This is a genomic window from Streptomyces sp. NPDC101132, from assembly GCF_044759225.1.
In the GTDB taxonomy this organism is placed as follows: Bacteria; Actinomycetota; Actinomycetes; order Streptomycetales; family Streptomycetaceae; genus Streptomyces.
Genome location: NZ_JBIVYX010000008.1, coordinates 253,815 through 270,339 on the forward strand (window position 1 = coordinate 253,815; position 16,525 = coordinate 270,339).

A 16,525-nucleotide genomic window follows, 5' to 3' on the forward strand; every position below is an offset into this window, starting at 1 on the left:
CTACGAAGCCGCCCGGCCCCGCGCGAGGCTGAGGTCATGGCCACCCTCGCGCACCCCCGACCCCTCACCCACCCCCGCCGCAGCACCGGCACCGGCCGCCGGCTGCCCGCCCTGCGCCACCTCGGCCCCAACTGGTACGCCTCCGTCATGGGCACGGCGATCATCGCCAACGCCGGCGCGGGCCTCCCGTACCACTTCCCGGGCCTGCGCGTCTTCGCCGAGGTCATGTGGGTCCTGTCGGCGGTGGCCCTGGCCACCGTCCTCACCGCCCGCACCGGCCACTGGCTGCACCACCGCGACCAGGCCCGCGCCCACCTCCTCGACCCCGCCGTCGCCCCCTTCTACGGCTGCCTCGCCATGGCCCTGCTCGCCGTGGGCGGCGGCACCCTGACGGTCGGCAAGGACCTGATCGGGGAGGGCGCGGCCGTGGCCGCCGACGCCGTCCTCTTCACCGCCGGCACCGTGACCGGCCTGCTGGCCGCCGTGGCCGTGCCCTACCTGATGGTCGTGCGGCACAAGGTCGAGGCCGGTTCCGCCAGCCCCGTCTGGCTGCTGCCCCTCGTCGCCCCCATGGTCTCCGCCGCCCTCGGCCCCCTGCTCATCCCGCACCTGCCCGCCGGCCAGCCCCGCGAGGCGATGCTGCTGGCCTGCTACGCGATGTTCGGGATCAGCCTGCTGGCCACCCTGCTGATGCTGCCCCTGATCTTCGGCCGGCTGATCGTCGGCGGGCCCCTGCCCCTGGCCCTGACCCCCACCCTGTTCCTGGTGCTCGGCCCGCTCGGCCAGTCCACCAGCGCCGTCAACCAGCTCGCCGACCAGGCCGCCACCTCCATCGGCGCCCCCTACGCCGCCGGCCTCGGCGCCTTCGCGGTGGTCTACGGCGTCCCGGTGATGGGCTTCGCCCTGCTGTGGACCGCCCTCGCCGTCGCCCTGGTGGTCCGCGCCGCCCGGCAGGGCATGGGCTTCGCGATGACCTGGTGGGCCTTCACCTTCCCCGTCGGCACCTGCGTCACCGGCTTCGAGGGCCTGGCCCGCCACACCGGTCTGGTCGCCCTCCAGTGGCTGGCCCTGGCGCTGTACGCGGCCCTGGTCGCCGCCTGGCTGGCCGCGGCGGCCCACACCGTACGGGGCCTGGTCAGCGGAAAGCTGCTCGCAGCGCCCCGCTGAGCACCGCGGGGGCCTCGCCCAGCGAAGGCCCGTACCAGGTCAGATGGCGGCCGCTCACCAGGGCGGCCGCCGTCGCGGGGAACGCCTCGGGGCCGTCGCCCGCGTGGAAGGCGTACGGCTCGTCGGGCAGCACCACCAGGTCGGCGCCCGCGGCGTCCAGCTCCGCGAGCGGCACCCTCGGGTACCGCTCGGCGTGGCCGGCGTACAGGTTGCGCACCCCCAGCCGGGCCAGCAGGTCGCCGGCGAAGGTGTCCCGGCCCAGCACCATCCACGGCCGGCGCCACACCGGGACCACGGCCCGCAGGTCGCCCACCGGCTCCACCGCGGCCCAGGCCTCCTCGGCCGCGTCCAGCCAGGCCGGCCGGGCCAGCCCGCACCCCGTGACGAGCACCCGCTCCAGCTCCCGGAAGGCGCCGGGCAGGTCCCGCACCTCGGTCACGAGCACCCGGAGCCCGGCCGCGCGCAGCGCGTCGAGGTCGGGCAGGCGGTTCTCCTCCTCGTTGGCGACCACCAGGTCCGGGCGCAGCGCGACGACCGCCTCCACGTCGGGGTTCTTGGTGCCGCCGATCCGGACGACGTCCAGGTCCGCGGGATGGCTGCACCAGTCGGTGGCGCCGGCCAGCAGCCCCGGCTCCGTGGCGGCGACCGCCTCGGTGAGGGAGGGCACCAGCGAGACGACCCGCATCAGCCGGCCCCCGCCCCGCGCGCGACCCGCATCAGCCCGCCCCCGCCCCGGGCCCCGCCGTACGGCCGCATCAGCGCCCCGGCGGTTCGGTGACCGCGTCCACGTGGTCGCCGACGGCGACCACCAGCAGCCGGGTGCCCTCGCCCGTGGCCCGCCAGCGGTGGCGCACCCCGCCGGACAGGAACAGCGAGTCGCCCGCCTCCAGCCGGTACGCCCGGCCCTCGGCCTCGACCTGGCAGGACCCCTCGACCACGTACATCAGCTCGTCGTTGCGGTGCTGGTACTCGCGCCCGGCGTCCTGCTCGCCGGTGAACTCCAGCGCGTGCAGCTGGTGGTGGCCGCGCACCAGCGGGCGCACCCCCGCGGCCGGGGCCAGCCCGGTGTCGTCCCCGGCGCGTACGAGGTCCACGGTGCGGGCGCTGTCGGAGGCCGCGAGGAGTTCGACGGCGGTGGTCTCCAGGGCGTCGGCGACGCGTTCCAGGGAGCGCATGCTCGGCCGGGCCCGCTCGTTCTCTATCTGGCTCAGGAACGGCACCGACAGCCCGCTGCGCGCCGACACGGCGGCGAGGGTGAGCTTCAGCGCCCTGCGCCGCTTGCGCACCGCGGCGCCCACCCGAAGCGGGTCCTTGCCGTCCCTTTCCTTGTCCTTGTCGTCCATGGCCGGGGCTGCCCTCCCCTTGGTCCGGTCGCACATGGATGTGCTGTAAGCACCTTACGCAGCTTCCGCCCCCCGTTTCGCGCTCACGGCCCAGCCGCTCTACGCCCCCGGTGAACGCCTGTGCCCCCACCGTCACCGTCGGTGGGGTGCGGCATCATCGTCAGAATGACCCGACGTCTGATGCTCCTCGACACCGCTTCCCTGTACTTCCGCGCGTACTTCGGTGTGCCGGACTCCGTGCGGGCCCCGGACGGCACTCCGGTCAACGCCGTCCGCGGGCTGCTCGACTTCATCGCCAGGCTGGTCCAGGACCACCGGCCCGACGAGCTGGTCGCGTGCATGGACGCCGACTGGCGGCCGCACTGGCGCGTGGAGCTGATCCCCTCGTACAAGGCGCACCGCGTCGCGGTCGAGACCCCGGCCGGTCCCGACGAGGAGGAGATCCCGGACACGCTCTCCCCGCAGGTCCCGGTGATCGAGGCGGCGCTCGACGCCTTCGGCATCGCGCGGATCGGCGTCGCGGGGTACGAGGCGGACGACGTGATCGGCACCCTCGCCGGCCGGGCCGCGGGCCCGGTGGACATCGTCACCGGCGACCGCGACCTCTACCAGCTGGTGAGCGACGCCCGGCAGGCCCGCGTGCTCTACCCGCTCAAGGGCGTCGGCACCCTCCAGATCACGGACGAGGCGGTGCTGCGCGAGAAGTACGGGGTGGACGGCCCCGGGTACGTGGACCTGGCGCTGCTGCGCGGCGACCCGAGCGACGGCCTGCCGGGCGTGCCCGGGATCGGGGAGAAGACGGCGGCCAAGCTGCTGGACGCCTTCGGCGACCTGGACGGGATCATGGCGGCCGTCGACGACCCGGCGTCGAAGCTGACCCCGTCGCAGCGCAAGCGGCTGGACGAGGCGCGGGCGTACGTGGCGGTGGCCCCCAAGGTCGTCCGGGTGGCGTCCGACGTGCCGATTCCCCCGTTCGACGCAACGCTGCCGAAGACTCCCGCGCACCCCGAGGCCCTGGCCGACCTGGCCCGGAACTGGGGTCTCGGTGGAGCCGTGGACAGGCTTGCCTCCACACTTCGCGCCTGAGGTGCTAGGTTAGGCAAACCTAAGTGACACGTCTGGGGAAACGGGGTACCACCGTGGCAGAAGGAGTCGCCCTCAAGGAGGCTCGTACTCGCATGGTTGGCACGGCCACGGTCGTACACACCGAGCGGCTCAGCCCGCACATGGTGCGGCTGGTGCTGGGCGGCCCGGAGCTGTCCGGGTTCGCCGCGGGCGAGTTCACCGACCACTACGTCAAGCTGCTGTTCCCCGCCGACGGAGTCACCTACGCCGAGCCCTGGGACATGGAGCGGATCCGCGCCACGTTCCCCCGCGAGCAGTGGCCGCGCCAGCGCGCGTACACCGTGCGGAACTGGGACCCGGTCCACCGCGAGCTGACGATCGACTTCGTCGTGCACGGCGACACGGGCCTCGCCGGCCCGTGGGCCCTGCGCGCGCAGCCCGGCGAGCGCGTCCACTTCCTCGGCCCCGGCGGCGGCTACGCCCCGGACCCGGTGGCGGACTGGCACCTGCTGGTCGGCGACGAGAGCGCCCTGCCGGCGATCGCCGCCGCCATGGAGCGGATGCCGGCCGGCGCGGTCGTACGCGCCTTCGTCGAGGTCGAGGGCAAGGCGGACGAGCTGAAGGTCACCACGCCCGACGGCGTGCAGCCGGTCTGGCTGCACCGGGCCGGCCGCCCGGTCGGCGAGGCCCTGCTGGAGGCCGTCACCTCCCTGGAGTTCCCGCTGGGCTCCGTGCACGCCTTCGTCCACGGCGAGGCGGGCTTCGTCAAGACGCTCCGCCGCCACCTGCGCCTGGAGCGCGGCGTCCCGCGCGAGCGGCTGTCCATCTCGGGCTACTGGCGGCTGGGCCACACCGACGAGGCCTGGCGCGAGACCAAGCGCGCCTGGAACGCCCAGGTGGAGGCCGAGCAGGAGGGCTGACCCGGCCCGTGCACCCACGACGCCGGCGGGGCCGCGAGCGCGGCCCCGCCGGCGTTCCCGTTCCCCGGCTCCTCCCCAGGCGGGCGCCGTGGGACCGTCGTTCAATGGACGTATGCGACGCAACAGCAAGCGCAGGGGGCTGTCAGTCGCCGCCGGGCTCGCCCTGGTGGCCGGAGCCGTCGCCGCCGCACCGTCGCCGAGCCCGAGCCAGGGCGACTTCGACGTGCAGGCGGCCCTCGACCAGCTTGACGCACAGGTACAGGACGGCATGAAGCGCACCGGCGTGCCCGGTGTCGCCGTGGCCGTGGTCCACGACGACAAGGTCGTCTACCAGAAGGGCTTCGGCGTCCGCGACACCGACTCCCCGGACAAGAAGGTCAGCCCGGACACCGTCTTCCAACTCGCCTCGGTCTCCAAACCGGTGGCCACCACCGTCGTGGCACAGGCGATCGGCGCCGACGGCTTCGACGATCCGCTGAAGGGCGTCACCCTCAAGGACCCCTGGGTGAGCTCGCACGTCACGGCGGCCGACCTGCTCTCGCACCGCTCGGGCCTGCCCGACCACTCCGGGGACCTCCTGGAGGACCTGGGCTACGACCAGGCGTACATCCTGTCCCACCTGCGCTTCGAGCCGCTCACCCCGTTCCGGACCAGCTACGCGTACACCAACTTCGGCTTCACCGCGGCGGCCGAGGCCGTCGCCAAGGCCGAGGGCGTGCCCTGGGACAAGCTCTCCGACGACCTGCTGTACAAGCCGGCCGGGATGACGCACACGAGCTCCCGCTTCAGCGACTACGAGAAGACGGCCGACCGCGCCCTGACCCACGTCAAGACCGCCGACGGGACCTGGAAGCCGCTGTACGTCCGAGACGCCGACGCACAGACCGCCGCGGGCGGCGTCAGCTCCAACGCCAAGGACATGGCCCGCTGGCTGCGCCTCCAGATGGGCGGCGGGAAGATCGACGGCAAGCAGGTCATCAACGGCGAGGGGCTGGCCGAGACCCACGTCCCGCACAGCATCAGCCATCCCCCCGCCGAGCCGAACGCGCAGCCCGGCTTCTACGGCCTGGGCTGGAACGTGCGCTACGACGAGAACGGCCGGCTGCGCCTGAGCCATTCCGGCGCCTTCGCGCTCGGCGCCAACACCAACGTCACCATGGTTCCCTCCGACAACCTCGGCATCGTGGTGCTCACCAACGGCGCCCCCTCGGGCCTCCCCGACACCATCGCGCTCAACTTCTTCGACGTCGCCGAGCACGGCAAGCCCACCCGGGACTGGCTGCCCATCGTGGCCAAGTCCTACGAGGAGCAGCTCAACCAGGGCGGTTCGGACACGGACTACACCAAGCCGCCGGCCACCGCGAAGCCGGCCCAGGCGGACAGCGCGTACACCGGCACGTACACCAACCCGTTCTACGGCCGGGCCACCGTCACCACCGGCCAGGACGGCGGACTGGTCCTGCACCTGGGCCCGGAGCCGCAGAACTACCCGCTCACCCACTACGACGGGAACACGTTCAGCTTCCAGACCGCCGGCGAGAACGCGGTCGGCCGCACCGGGGTGTTCTTCACCGACGGCGCGATGCGCGTGGAGTACCTGGACGAGAACGGCCTGGGCACCTTCCAGCGGCAGCAGTGACGGCGGGGGCCGGCGGCCGCCCGGAACCGGGCGGCCCGGCCGGTGCCGCGTACGCTGGGCCCCACGATGAGACGCACCGCGCACCCGCCCCCCTCGCCCCTCCCCCAGCGCCTCGGCATCGACCCGGTCCGCCTGCGGCTCCCCGAGGGCGAATGGCCCGACCTGGGCAGCTACCTCCGGGCGCACTACCGCGGCGGCGCGGGCGAGGCCGCCATCGACCGGCTGCTGCGCGACGGCCGGGTGTACGGCACCGAGGGCCCCCTCACCGCGGACGCGCCGTACCGGCCGGGCGACCACGTGTGGTTCCACCGGGAGCTGCCGCCCGAGGCGCCCGTGCCGTTCCCGCTGCGCGTCGTCCACCGCGACCCGCACCTGCTGGTGGCGGACAAGCCGCACTTCCTCGCCACCACCCCGCGCGGCAGCCACGTCACGCAGACCGCCCTCGCGCTGCTCCGGCACCGGCTCGGACTGCCGGAGCTGAGCCCCGCGCACCGGCTGGACCGGCTCACCGCCGGCCTGGTGATGTTCAGCGTCCGCCGCGAGGACCGGGGCGCCTACCAGCAGCTGTTCGCCGGCCGCCGGGTCGGGAAGGAGTACGAGGCCCTGGCCCCGTACGAGCCTTCGCTCGCCCTCCCGCGCACCGTCCGCAGCCGCATCGAGAAGACCCGCGGCGTGATCGCCGCCGCGGAACTGCCCGGTGAGCCCAATGCGGAGAGCCGCGTCGAACTCCTGGAGCACCGCGGCGCGCTCGGCCGCTACCGGCTGACCCCGGCCACCGGCCGCACCCACCAGCTGCGGGTGCACATGAACTCCCTGGGCCTGCCGATCCTGGGCGACCCGGTCTACCCGGAGGTCACCGACCCGGCCCCGGACGACTACCGGCGCCCGCTCCAACTGCTGGCCCGGGTACTGGAGTTCACCGATCCGGTGACGGGTGCGGCGCACCGCTTCGAGTCCGGCCGGACCCTTCAGGCCTGGGACGACCCCGAGGGCTGGGCCGGCGGGAACCCGCAGGAGACGCCCTGAGTCAGGCCCGCTATCCGCAGCGCCGCGTCGGCCGTGGCCTCGGCGAACTCCACGGCGGAGCGCCCGGGATCGGAGCCGCGGATCAGGATCACTCCCTCGATCAGCCCGAAGACGAGGTCGTTGCGCAGCGTCAGCTCGTCCTCGTCACCGGCGAGTTCCGCCCCCACCGGGGTCAGCCGCAGCAACTCGCGGTAGGCGTCCTTGAGTTCGCCGCGGATCCGGCGGAACCCGGCGAAGCTCTCGCCCCGCACCTCGGGCAGCAGGTAGAGGGCGCCCAGGTTGTGCCGTCCGCCGCAGAGCAGCAGCACGTCCGAGCGGCACAGCTGCCACAGCCGCTCGGCGGCCGGGCGCGTGGTGTCGGCCACCATCCGCCGGGCCACCGCGAGGGAGGGACTGACCGTCGACTCCAGCAGCTCGACGAGGAGTTCCTCCTTGCCGCCGAAGTAGTGGTACATCGTGGCCTGCCGCATTCCGGCCAACTGGGCGACGGCCCGGGTGGTGGTGGCCGCGTACCCGCGGCGGGTGAACAGTTCGGCCGCCGCCCCGAGGAGTTCCTCCCGGGGCGGCACCCCGCTGTCCGCGCGCTGGTCGGCGCGCGGACGCCCGACGCGACGACCAGTTGAGTTCATGGCCCGATCGTCGCACAACGCACGGAAGACGGATCATGACAAGAGCACCATCAGGCCATTCTCCGATTCGGAGGAACAGCCGAAGGGGCTCAGCCCACCGAGCTGTAGGCCACCACACCCCGCAGCAGCGCGTCGACGGCCTTGCGGGCGTTCCTGGCCACCGTGGAGCCCTCGGCGGGCGCCGCGGCCGCGATCTGGCCCAGGACGTCGATGACCTGCTTGCACCAGCGCACGAAATCGCCGGCCGGCATCTCCGCCTCGCGCAGCACTTCGTCCAGGCTCTTGTCCGAAGCCCACTGGTACGCGGCCCACGCGAAGCCCAGGTCGGGCTCCCGCTGGCCCACGCCTTCGGCCTGATTGATCCGGTGCTCCTCCTCCAGGGCGTCGAGCCGCCCCCAGATCCGCACCATCTCGCCCAGCGCCGCCTTCGCGGCCCCGCCCGGCACCTTCGGGGCGACGGCGTCGTCCGACTGCCGCGCCTCGAAGACCAGCGCCGAGACGCAGGCGGCCAGTTCGGCCGGGTCCAGGCCCTCCCAGACACCGGCGCGCAGGCACTCGGAGGCGAGCAGGTCGAGCTCGCCGTAGAGCCGGGCCAGCCGCCTGCCGTGCTCGGTGACCTCGTCCTCGCGCAGGTAGTCCAGCTCGGTGAGCAGGGCGTGGATCCGGTCGAAGGTGCGGGCGATGGTGTTCGTCCGCCCCTCGATCCGCCGCTCCAGCTGCCGGGTGTCGCGCTGGAGGCGGTGGTACCGCTCCGCCCAGCGGGCGTGGTCCTCGCGCTCGTCGCAGCCGTGGCAGGGGTGCGCCCGCAGCTCGGCGCGCAGCCGGGCGATCTCGCGGTCGTCCGCCGCGGCCGCGCGCCCCCGCTTGTGGCGGTCCGGCACGATGTGCCCGGCCTTGGTGCGCAGGGCCGACGCGAGGTCCCGGCGGGACTGCGGGGAGCGGGGGTTGAAGGACTTCGGGATCCGCATCCGCTCCAGCGCCTCGACCGGCACCGGGAAGTCGATGGACGCGAGCCGCTTGACCTGCCGCTCGGCGGTCAGCACCAGCGGGCGCGGGCCCTCCTGGTACTCGAAGCCGCGGTGGCCGTTGGACCGCCCGCCCGGCACGCCCGGGTCCAGCACCAGCGCGAGCCCGGCGAACTTGCCGGTGGGCACGTGGATGACGTCGCCCGGCTTGAGCTTCTCCAGGGAGGCGGCGGCCTGGGCGCGCCGCTGGGCGGCCCCCTGCTTGGCCAGTTCGGTCTCGCGGTCCTTGAGGTCGCGGCGCAGCCGCGCGTACTCGGCGAAGTCACCGAGGTGGCAGGTCATGCCCTCGCGGTAGCCGGCCAGGCCCTCTTCGTTGCGCTGCACCTGCCGGGAGATCCCGACGACCGATCGGTCGGCCTGGAACTGCGCGAAGGAGGTCTCCAGCAGCTCCCGGGACCGGTGCCGCCCGAACTGCTGCACGAGGTTGACGGCCATGTTGTACGAGGGCTTGAAGCTGGACCGCAGCGGGTACGTGCGGGTGCCCGCGAGGCCCGCCAGGGCGCCCGGGTCCATGCCGCGCTGCCAGAGCACCACCGCGTGGCCCTCGACGTCGATGCCGCGCCGGCCGGCGCGGCCGGTGAGCTGGGTGTACTCGCCCGGGGTGATGTCGGCGTGCTGCTCGCCGTTCCACTTGACGAGCTTCTCCAGGATGACCGTGCGGGCGGGCATGTTGATGCCCAGGGCCAGGGTCTCGGTGGCGAACACGGCCTTCACCAGGCCGCGGACGAACAGCTCCTCCACGACCTCCTTGAAGGTGGGCAGCATGCCCGCGTGGTGGGCGGCGATGCCCCGCTCCAGGCCCTCCAGCCACTCGTAGTAGCCGAGCACGTGCAGGTCCTCGGCGGGGATGGAGGCGGTGCGCTCCTCGACGAGCTCGCGCACCTGCAGGCGCGCCGCGTCGTCGTTCAGCCGCAGGCCCGCGTACAGGCACTGCTGTACGGCGGCCTCGCAGCCGGCCCGGCTGAAGATGAAGGTGATGGCGGGCAGCAGGCCCTCGCTGTCGAGGCGCTCGATGACCTCGGGGCGGCCGGGGGTCCAGATGCGGCTGCGGGAGCGGCGCTCCCGCTCGCGGTCGGCCTCGCGGACCATCTTGCCGCGGCGCCGGTCGCGCGGGTTGTACGTCCTGCTGTTCTCCATCCGCGCCATGCGCAGCAGGTCGGGGTTGACCTCGCGGCGGGCGGAGCCGCGGCCGCCGTGGTCGCTCTCCTCCTCGAAGAGGTCGTAGATCCGGCGTCCGGCCATCACGTGCTGCCAGAGCGGGACCGGCCGCTCCTCGGAGACGATCACGGCGGTGTCGCCGCGCACCGTGTCGAGCCAGTCGCCGAACTCCTCGGCGTTGGAGACGGTGGCGGAGAGCGAGACCAGGGTCACCGACTCGGGGAGGTGGATGATCACTTCCTCCCAGACGGCGCCGCGGAAGCGGTCGGAGAGGTAGTGCACCTCGTCCATGACCACGTATCCGAGGCCGAGCAGCGACTGGGAGCCCGCGTACAGCATGTTGCGCAGCACCTCGGTGGTCATGACCACGATGGGTGCTTCGCTGTTGACGCTGTTGTCGCCGGTGAGCAGGCCGACCTTCTCCGCGCCGTAGCGCTTGACCAGGTCGGCGTACTTCTGGTTCGACAGGGCCTTGATCGGGGTGGTGTAGAAGCACTTGCGGCCCTGGGTGAGGGCCAGGTGCACGGCGAACTCGCCGACGATGGTCTTGCCAGAGCCGGTGGGGGCGGCGACGAGCACGCCCTTTCCGGCCTCCAGGGCCTGGCAGGCCTCGATCTGGAAGGGGTCGAGCCCGAAGTCGTAGAGCTCGCGGAAGGGGGCCAGGGCAGTGGCCTCCTCTGCGGCGCGGATCCGGGAAGCGGCGTACCGCTCGGCGGGTGAGAGGTCCTCTGTCATCTTGTCTCCGAGCCTACCCGGCACCTCTGACACGCGGCGCGATCTTTATTGAAGGGGTGACGAACCATGACGAAGGGCACGGACGGTTCGTGGAAAACCGTCCGTGCCCTCTGCGTACCCGTACCGTGGCGGGCCCTCACCCGTCGGTCACCGCTCGTTCGGGCGGTGCCGCCGGGGTCCCGGCTCAGGTCGCGTCGTCGTACCCGTTGATCCGGCTCCGGCCGCCGTCCGACTGCTCGGGCAGGGCGGCCGGCGCCCCGACCGACTCGACCTCCCCGATCGTCTCCGGGGTGAGGTCCAGGTGCGAGGCCTCGTCGTCGTCCAGGCCGGCGTCGGGGTTGTTGCGCCGCCGCCGCCGGTCGTTGAGCAGGCAGACGCCCAGCGCGACGAAGTACAGGGCGACGATGGGTGCGGCCAGCGAGAGCATGGTCAGCGGGTCGCCGGTCGGGGTGGCGAAGGCCGAGAAGACCGTGATGCCGATCACCATGGCGCGCCACCATCCCGCCAGCCGCCTGGCGGTGAGCACCCCGGTGAAGTTGAGCAGGATCAGCAGCAGCGGCAGTTCGAAGGCCAGGCCGAAGACCACGACCATGCGCGTGACCAGGTCGAGGTAGTCGTCCACCGGCAGCAGGTTCCGCGCGTGCTCGGGCGTGAACTCGAGCAGGATCTCCGCGGTCTGCGGGAGGATGTTGTACGCCAGGACCGCGCCGCCGAGGAAGAGCGGGGCGCCGACCAGCACGAAGCTGATCGCGTACCGCTTCTCGTGGCCGTGCAGGCCGGGGGCGATGAAGGCCCACAGCTGGTACAGCCAGACCGGCGCGGACAGCACGACACCGGCCGCGAGGGACACCTTCAGGGCGATCGAGAACGGTGCGATCAGACCGTTGACGGTCATGTCGGCGCACGGTCGCCCGTTGCGCTGGGTGACCACGCCGTCGGTGCAGCCGACCGACTCCAGCATCGGCCGGAGCATGAAGTCGATCAGGTCCTTGTAGAAGACCGCGGCGACCACCGTGATCACGAGGATCACCAGGACCGACTTGAGCAGGCGGTTCCTCAGCTCGCGGAGGTGCTCCGCGAGGGGCATCCGCCCCTCGGCGTCCTTCTCCTGCTTCTCCTGCTTGCGGGCAGACTTGAGCAACCCACGTCCCTCGTCTCGTGCGCGGCCAACAGCTGGGTGGAGCTGCGGTGTCAGCTCTGGGCGGTGCGGTTCGGCTCGCTGACCGGGCGGGAGCTGGTGACGTCACCGGGCGCGGCCTGGATGGTGCGCGGGGCGGCCGGCTGCGCGGCGGACGGGTCGGCGGCCGGCTCGGCGGGCGCCTCGTCGTCCTTCTTCATGGCCTTGGCCTCGCTCTTGAGGATGCGGGCCGACTTGCCGAGGGAGCGGGCCATCTCCGGGAGCTTCTTGGCGCCGAACAGCAGCAGGATGACAGCGATGATCAGAACGATCTCGAGGGGCTTCAGATTGCCGATCATGTGTGGCTTCCTTCTCACCGGGGCGGCTGGAGTGGTGCGGCCGCCGGTCCGGACGGGCGTCCGGGAGCGGCGCACTGTGAAGGATCGTAACCCGCACCGGTGAACGCCTTGCAATCCCCCGGCGTCTTCCCGATTGCGGGGCGCGTTCCGTGAACCGCCGGATCCGCAGGTCAGGAGAGGGTGCCGCCCGCCCTGGCCAGATCGGCCGTCGCGCTCTCCAGGTCGCCCGCGGCGCCGGCGATGCGGCGGCTCGCGTCGTCCACCTGCCGGGCCAGCCGCCGGACCTCCACGTACACGCGGACGGCGAGGACGCCCAGGACGGCGAGTCCGAGGAACCCGAGGGCAATTGCGAGCATCGGCCAGAGCATGCGCTGAGCCTAACCGGCCCGGCGGCCCGTCCCGGCCGGGCTACACGCTGCGCAGCGTGCTGACCCCGCCGCCCGTGAGGAGCTCGACGATCCGCTCGCCGGCCGGCTTGCGGACGGCCACCCCGCACTCGGGGCAGGTGAAGGAGTAGAAGGTGCTCCGCTTGCTGCCGCCGATGGCCAGCCGCAGGGCCCCGGCGTGGAGTTCGAAGCGGGCCCGGCAGTCCGGGCAGGCGGCCTTGAACAGCACCTGCTCGACCGCCGCGGACAGCGCGGCCACCCCCGGCATTCCCGGCGTCATCCGCGGTTCCCCCTCCGTGTCCTTCTCGGTCGTGTTCGGTGTCGTGTCCGGCGTCGTGTCCGGCGTCGTGCGGTGTCGCACCGCGTCCGTGCGGTCCCGCGTGCCGCCCGCCGGTCGGCGCGCCGGCCGGCCACCGCGCGCCGGGCCGCCGTACCGGGTGCGCCTCCGGCCCCGGTCCCGGCCGGCCTCTCGCCGGGCCGGCCCGCGGGGGCCGGCCCGCGGTGCCGGGTCAGTGCGCGTCGTACGCGGCGAGAGCCTCGGCCGCCGCCCGCCGGGCGCTGTCGGCCAGCTCCGCCGGGGCGACGATCCGCCCGTCGGCGCCGAGCCGCAGCGCGAGCCGGCGCAGGGAGGCCGGGTCCGGGGTGCGCAGGGTGATCCGCAGGCCGCCGTCGGGCAGCTCGCGGGCGCTGTCGTGCGGGTAGTACTCGGCCACCCAGCGCCCGCCGGGACCGACCTCGACGACCACCTCGGGGTCCTCGGCCGAGGGCTGCACCAGCCCCTCGGACAGGTCCCGCGGCTCGATGGCCGGCGGCTCGGCCCGCTCGTCGAGGAGCCGGATCTCCGCCACCCGGTCGAGCCGGAAGGTGCGCCGGGCCTCGGAGAGGTGGCACCAGCCCTCCAGGTACGTGTGGCCCACGGCGAACAGCCGGATCGGGTCGACCTCCCGCTCGGTCAGCTCGTCCCGGGCCGGCGAGTAGTAGCGCAGCCACAGCCGGCGCCGCTCGGAGATCGCCCGGTCCACGTCGGCGAAGACCCCGCCCTCGGACTCGAAGGTCACGTTCAGCCGGGCGCTCGCCCCGGCCGCCTCACCGGCGGCCCCCTCCAGCTTCGCGGTGGCCCGCAGCAGGGCGTCCCGGTCGCTCTCGCGCAGCCCGGGCAGGGTCGCCACCGCCCGCGCGGCCACCAGCAGGGCGGTGGCCTCGTCGGCGGCGAGCCGGAGCGGCTCGGCGGTGGACTCGCCCGAGGCATCGGGATTGCGCCACCAGATCCGCTCGCCGTCGGTGTCGATGTCCAGCAGGTCCCCGCCGCGGAAGCTGGTCCCGCACATGGGCAGCACGTCGAGGTCCGAGATCAGCTCGTCCTCGCTGATCCCGAAGGCCCGGGCGACGTCCGCGATCCGCGCCCCCGGGCGCTCCCGCAGGTACGTCACCAGCGACAGCATCCGGCGCGTCTGGTCGATGGCGTTGGCGGCCATGTCGTACGAGTCCCCCTCAGCCCTTGGCGACGGCGCGCAGCCGGTCCACCACGTCCGCCCGCAGGTCCGCGGGCTCCAGCACGATCACGTCCGGCCCGAACTCGACCAGCCAGGCGTCCAGTCCGTGCCCGTACGGGATCTCCAGCTCGTCCCAGCCCCCGCCGGCGTCCCGCACCGCCGTGGCCCTCGCCCGCAGCGGGTAGCCGGCGCCCTGCCGCAGCCGGATCCGCGCCGAACGGTCGGCGGTCTCCCCGGCCCAGCCCGCGACGGTCTCGCGCACGGTCACCACGTCGGGCACCTCGGCCGTGTACTTCCCGGCCCGCGACTTCACCTTGCCGGTGATGCGCGACAGCCGGAACACCCGCTCCGCGCCGCGCTCCCGGTCGAAGCCGGCCAGGTACCACTGGCCGCGCCAGCACTCCAGCGCCCAGGGCTCCACCTGCCGCTGCTCCGGGCGCACCGCGTTGGACTTGCGGTAGTCGAAGGTGACCGGCCGCCGGTCGCGGCAGGCCAGCATCAGCGGCTCGAACGCCGCCTCGTGGACCGGGATCCGCGGCTCGATGGCGCTGTGCTGGCCCTCGTACGGGTCCTCCGCCTCCGGCATCCCCGCGGCGCGCAGCTTCTGCAGCGCCCCGGACGCGGCACCCGCCAGCCGGGCCTGCTGCCACACCTTGGCCGCGAGCCCGAGCGCCGCCGCCTCCTCGGCGTCCAGCGACACCGGCGGCAGCCGGTTGCTGTCGCGGCGGGCCAGGTAGCCGATCTCCCCGTCCAGGGCCTCGACCGTCTCGATCACCAGGCCCAGCTCGCGCAGGTCGTCCTTGTCCCGCTCGAACATCCGGTTGAAGGAGTCGTCGTTGCCCGCCTCCATGTAGGCCTCGATGGAGCCGCGCAGCTCCCGCTTGCTGAGCGGTCGGCGGGTGCCGAGCAGGCACAACGCCAGATTCATCAGCCGCTCGGCCTTGGCAATCGCCACGACGCCCCTCGCCCCTCTCATCGTGCTTGTGACCGTTGACCGTACCGCCCCTTCGGCCTGGGACAAAAGCGAGGGACCCCCGCCGTAAGGCAGGGGTCCCACAACGGTCGCGAACGAACCGATCAGACGGCGACCAGGTCGCAGACGAAGATCAGCGTCTCGCCCGGCTTGATCACGCCACCGGCGCCGCGGTCGCCGTACGCCAGGTGCGCCGGAATGGTCAGCTTGCGACGGCCGCCGACCTTCATGCCCTGGACGCCCTGGTCCCAGCCGGCGATGACCTGGCCGACACCGAGCTGGAACTGCAGCGGCTGGCCGCGGTCCCAGGACGCGTCGAACTGCTCACCGGTGGAGAAGGCCACGCCCACGTAGTGGACCTTGACGACGTCCTTGGCCTTGGCCTCGGCGCCCTCGCCGACCCAGATGTCCTCGATGACGAGGTCGGTGGGCTCGGGGCCCTCCGGGAAGTCGATCTCGGGCTTCTCGATGCTCACAGCACTTGCTCCTCAAACTTGCGAACCGGTCAACCGGGACAGTCTGCCATCCCGGCGGCCCCGCTACTTGATCTGCAGGATGTCCAGCGCGAAGACCAGCGTGGAATTCGCCGGAATGCCGCCCTGCTCCTTGTCACCCAGGCCCTGGTCCGGCGGGATGACCAGCAGGATGCGGCTGCCCTCCTTCTTGCCCGCGATGCCGTCCTTCAGGCCCTTCAGCGTCAGCTGGCCCAGCGGGAAGGTCTGCGTGGTGTTCTGGGCGTAGGTGCTGTCGAAGACCTTCCCGTCCTTCCACAGCTTGCCGACGTACTTCACGACCACCGTGTCGGTGGGCTTCACGGCCGCGCCGGAACCCTCGATCACGTAGTTCGAGACCAGCTTCTTCGGCGGGTCGTTCTTCGGGATGTCCAGCGACGGCGCCTTGCCGTCGGTGTTCGTGCCGACCTGCGGCAGCGTCTTGTCGTCCTGCGGGACGACCGTGCCCTTGGCGGACGGCGGGACCGGCTTGGGCGTCTTGGCCTCCAGGACGTCCACCACGAACACCAGCGTGGCGTTGGGCTTGATGTCGCCCTGGCCCGAGGCGCCGTAACCCATGTCCGGCGGGATCACCAGCTCGACGCGGCTGCCGACCTTCTGGCCCTCGAGACCCTGGTCCCAGCCCTTGATGACGCTGCCCGCGCCGATCGCCAGCGCGAACGGCTCACCGCGGTCGAAGCTGTTGTCGAAGGGCTTGTCCTCGTCCCACTCCTGGCCCAGGTAGTTGACCTTGGCCTCGTCGCCCTTCTTCAGCTTCGGGCCCTTGCCCTCGCTGATGACCACGACCTTCAGGTCCTTCGGCGGAGTGCCCACGCCCTTGGCGAGGGTGGGCTTCTCCCCGAACTTGGCACCGGCGGTGATCGCGGGCACCCCGTTCGTGCTCTCTACGGTGGCGGAGTCGGAGCCCTTGTCGTCACCGCACGCCGCTGTCGACAGCAGCAGGAGGGGGACGACCAGCAGGCCGGCAAGTCGGCGCAC

17 protein-coding genes are annotated in these 16,525 nt (G+C 73.0%); 5 read left to right on the plus strand and 12 right to left on the minus strand.

Going from position 1 to position 16,525, the window contains the following annotated elements:
• Positions 1 to 36: 36 nt before the first annotated feature.
• The gene (locus tag ACIQUR_RS20495) at positions 37 to 1,167 is read left to right on the plus strand and encodes a TDT family transporter (protein ID WP_403665996.1); all 1,131 of its coding nucleotides are present in this window, start codon (positions 37 to 39) and stop codon (positions 1,165 to 1,167) included.
• On the opposite strand, the gene ACIQUR_RS20500 is transcribed toward ACIQUR_RS20495, so the two are convergent.
• Complete coding sequence (locus ACIQUR_RS20500; RefSeq protein ID WP_403665998.1) at positions 1,136 to 1,852, minus strand: helical backbone metal receptor; 717 nt, start codon at positions 1,850 to 1,852, stop codon at positions 1,136 to 1,138. The genes ACIQUR_RS20495 and ACIQUR_RS20500 overlap by 32 nt on opposite strands.
• 70 nt (positions 1,853 to 1,922) lie before the next feature.
• The gene (locus ACIQUR_RS20505; protein WP_399947858.1) at positions 1,923 to 2,510 is read right to left on the minus strand and encodes a helix-turn-helix domain-containing protein; all 588 of its coding nucleotides are present in this window, start codon (positions 2,508 to 2,510) and stop codon (positions 1,923 to 1,925) included.
• A 165-nt stretch (positions 2,511 to 2,675) separates the two neighbouring features.
• Here ACIQUR_RS20505 and ACIQUR_RS20510 point away from each other — a divergent pair, with 165 nt between their 5' ends.
• The 4 genes from ACIQUR_RS20510 (at position 2,676) to ACIQUR_RS20525 (ending at position 7,160) form a co-directional block, all read left to right on the plus strand.
• Entirely contained in the window at positions 2,676 to 3,596 is a 921-nt protein-coding gene (locus ACIQUR_RS20510) for a 5'-3' exonuclease H3TH domain-containing protein (RefSeq protein ID WP_403666000.1), read from the plus strand.
• 92 nt (positions 3,597 to 3,688) lie between these two features.
• Positions 3,689 to 4,495, plus strand: a complete 807-nt coding sequence (locus ACIQUR_RS20515) for a siderophore-interacting protein (protein ID WP_403666002.1) — start codon at positions 3,689 to 3,691, stop codon at positions 4,493 to 4,495.
• Positions 4,496 to 4,607: 112 nt separating this feature from the next.
• The gene (locus ACIQUR_RS20520) at positions 4,608 to 6,134 is read left to right on the plus strand and encodes a serine hydrolase (RefSeq protein ID WP_403666004.1); all 1,527 of its coding nucleotides are present in this window, start codon (positions 4,608 to 4,610) and stop codon (positions 6,132 to 6,134) included.
• Positions 6,135 to 6,200: 66 nt separating this feature from the next.
• A complete protein-coding gene (locus ACIQUR_RS20525) occupies positions 6,201 to 7,160 on the plus strand; it encodes an RluA family pseudouridine synthase (RefSeq protein WP_403666006.1) in 960 nt (319 codons plus the stop codon).
• Here the strand turns inward: ACIQUR_RS20525 and ACIQUR_RS20530 are convergent.
• The 10 genes from ACIQUR_RS20530 to ACIQUR_RS20575 all read right to left on the minus strand — a co-directional run bounded on the left by ACIQUR_RS20530 (position 7,103) and on the right by ACIQUR_RS20575 (position 16,525).
• Positions 7,103 to 7,789 (minus strand): TetR/AcrR family transcriptional regulator, encoded by a 687-nt coding sequence (locus tag ACIQUR_RS20530; RefSeq protein WP_403666008.1) that lies wholly within the window; start codon positions 7,787 to 7,789, stop codon positions 7,103 to 7,105. The genes ACIQUR_RS20525 and ACIQUR_RS20530 overlap by 58 nt on opposite strands.
• A gap of 89 nt (positions 7,790 to 7,878) precedes the next feature.
• Complete coding sequence (locus ACIQUR_RS20535) at positions 7,879 to 10,707, minus strand: DEAD/DEAH box helicase (RefSeq protein WP_403666010.1); 2,829 nt, start codon at positions 10,705 to 10,707, stop codon at positions 7,879 to 7,881.
• A gap of 184 nt (positions 10,708 to 10,891) precedes the next feature.
• Entirely contained in the window at positions 10,892 to 11,848 is a 957-nt protein-coding gene (gene tatC / locus ACIQUR_RS20540) for a twin-arginine translocase subunit TatC (RefSeq protein WP_403666012.1), read from the minus strand.
• 50 nt (positions 11,849 to 11,898) lie between these two features.
• Positions 11,899 to 12,183, minus strand: a complete 285-nt coding sequence (tatA, locus tag ACIQUR_RS20545) for a Sec-independent protein translocase subunit TatA (RefSeq protein WP_403666014.1) — start codon at positions 12,181 to 12,183, stop codon at positions 11,899 to 11,901.
• 170 nt (positions 12,184 to 12,353) lie between these two features.
• Positions 12,354 to 12,551: a hypothetical protein gene (locus ACIQUR_RS20550; RefSeq protein ID WP_399947759.1), complete on the minus strand. Its 198-nt coding sequence runs from the start codon at positions 12,549 to 12,551 to the stop codon at positions 12,354 to 12,356.
• Between the two features lie 40 nt (positions 12,552 to 12,591).
• A complete protein-coding gene (locus ACIQUR_RS20555; RefSeq protein ID WP_403666016.1) occupies positions 12,592 to 12,849 on the minus strand; it encodes a hypothetical protein in 258 nt (85 codons plus the stop codon).
• Positions 12,850 to 13,078: 229 nt separating this feature from the next.
• Positions 13,079 to 14,044, minus strand: coding sequence for a helix-turn-helix transcriptional regulator (locus ACIQUR_RS20560; protein ID WP_403666018.1), 966 nt, complete (start codon positions 14,042 to 14,044; stop codon positions 13,079 to 13,081).
• 16 nt (positions 14,045 to 14,060) lie between these two features.
• Complete coding sequence (locus tag ACIQUR_RS20565) at positions 14,061 to 15,017, minus strand: helix-turn-helix transcriptional regulator (RefSeq protein WP_399947765.1); 957 nt, start codon at positions 15,015 to 15,017, stop codon at positions 14,061 to 14,063.
• 122 nt (positions 15,018 to 15,139) lie between these two features.
• Positions 15,140 to 15,511: an FKBP-type peptidyl-prolyl cis-trans isomerase gene (locus ACIQUR_RS20570; RefSeq protein ID WP_399947767.1), complete on the minus strand. Its 372-nt coding sequence runs from the start codon at positions 15,509 to 15,511 to the stop codon at positions 15,140 to 15,142.
• Positions 15,512 to 15,574: 63 nt separating this feature from the next.
• Positions 15,575 to 16,525 (minus strand): FKBP-type peptidyl-prolyl cis-trans isomerase, encoded by a 951-nt coding sequence (locus ACIQUR_RS20575; RefSeq protein ID WP_403666020.1) that lies wholly within the window; start codon positions 16,523 to 16,525, stop codon positions 15,575 to 15,577.

Excerpts from the sequence above, each read along its gene's own strand:
- ACIQUR_RS20495 (WP_403665996.1), top strand. The coding sequence starts at position 37 with ATGGCCACCCTCGCGCACCCCCGACCCCTCACCCACCCCCGCCGCAGC.
- ACIQUR_RS20500 (WP_403665998.1), bottom strand. The coding sequence starts at position 1,852 with ATGCGGGTCGTCTCGCTGGTGCCCTCCCTCACCGAGGCGGTCGCCGCC.
- ACIQUR_RS20505 (WP_399947858.1), bottom strand. The coding sequence starts at position 2,510 with ATGGACGACAAGGACAAGGAAAGGGACGGCAAGGACCCGCTTCGGGTG.
- ACIQUR_RS20510 (WP_403666000.1), top strand. The coding sequence starts at position 2,676 with ATGACCCGACGTCTGATGCTCCTCGACACCGCTTCCCTGTACTTCCGC.
- ACIQUR_RS20515 (WP_403666002.1), top strand. The coding sequence starts at position 3,689 with ATGGTTGGCACGGCCACGGTCGTACACACCGAGCGGCTCAGCCCGCAC.
- ACIQUR_RS20520 (WP_403666004.1), top strand. The coding sequence starts at position 4,608 with ATGCGACGCAACAGCAAGCGCAGGGGGCTGTCAGTCGCCGCCGGGCTC.
- ACIQUR_RS20525 (WP_403666006.1), top strand. The coding sequence starts at position 6,201 with ATGAGACGCACCGCGCACCCGCCCCCCTCGCCCCTCCCCCAGCGCCTC.
- ACIQUR_RS20530 (WP_403666008.1), bottom strand. The coding sequence starts at position 7,789 with ATGAACTCAACTGGTCGTCGCGTCGGGCGTCCGCGCGCCGACCAGCGC.
- ACIQUR_RS20535 (WP_403666010.1), bottom strand. The coding sequence starts at position 10,707 with ATGACAGAGGACCTCTCACCCGCCGAGCGGTACGCCGCTTCCCGGATC.
- tatA (WP_403666014.1), bottom strand. The coding sequence starts at position 12,183 with ATGATCGGCAATCTGAAGCCCCTCGAGATCGTTCTGATCATCGCTGTC.
- ACIQUR_RS20550 (WP_399947759.1), bottom strand. The coding sequence starts at position 12,551 with ATGCTCTGGCCGATGCTCGCAATTGCCCTCGGGTTCCTCGGACTCGCC.
- ACIQUR_RS20555 (WP_403666016.1), bottom strand. The coding sequence starts at position 12,849 with ATGACGCCGGGAATGCCGGGGGTGGCCGCGCTGTCCGCGGCGGTCGAG.
- ACIQUR_RS20560 (WP_403666018.1), bottom strand. The coding sequence starts at position 14,044 with ATGGCCGCCAACGCCATCGACCAGACGCGCCGGATGCTGTCGCTGGTG.